Source organism: Mesorhizobium sp. P2_A8 (assembly GCF_056404935.1).
Map to the genome: position 1 here is coordinate 1 of NZ_JBFUDB010000037.1, position 565 is coordinate 565.

Sequence of the window (565 nt, forward strand, 5' to 3'; positions counted from 1 at the left end):
TGTAATGCGTGAAGCGGTCGATCCATATAGGAATTCTCTTAAAATTCAGAAAGGCATGAGGTTTGTTGTTTTGAGTGTCGGTGATTATGTAGTGTAAATAAGAAAATTCTGAAATTTATATAAGTCAGCGGAAAGCAGTACTTTACTAATTAGTGATTGTTTATTGAATGTTTGAGCGGAAAATTGCTCGGTGCAGGGAAGTAGAGATTGTCGAAATATTATATGGCACATTAGGGCCGTATGTTTACTGGCCGGTCTGCGTGCTATCCTCGGTCTTGTTGAAGATCTAGCTACGGTTATCTCAACCGCATCCAGTCGAGACGACGGCTAGAGCGAGAAGCTCAACGCAACGTCGAACTGATGTGGCTGACCGGGTGTTTGATGCCCGACTTCAAGACCAACAGCAAGGCCATCCGAGGCGTCTGGCGACAGATCGTTGTGCTGTGTCAGCAGTTGGGATTGTTCGGAGAACATCTGGTCGCCATCGATGGTAGCAAATTCAAAACAGTCAACAACCGCGACCGCAATTTCACCAGCGCCAAACTGAAGCGGCGAAGGGAAGAGG

General features: G+C 46.5%; 1 pseudogene. It reads left to right on the forward strand.

The window, feature by feature from the left end:
* Window positions 1–291: 291 nt before the first annotated feature.
* Window positions 292–565, forward strand: a pseudogene (locus AC1D10_RS35580) (transposase); the annotation flags it as partial.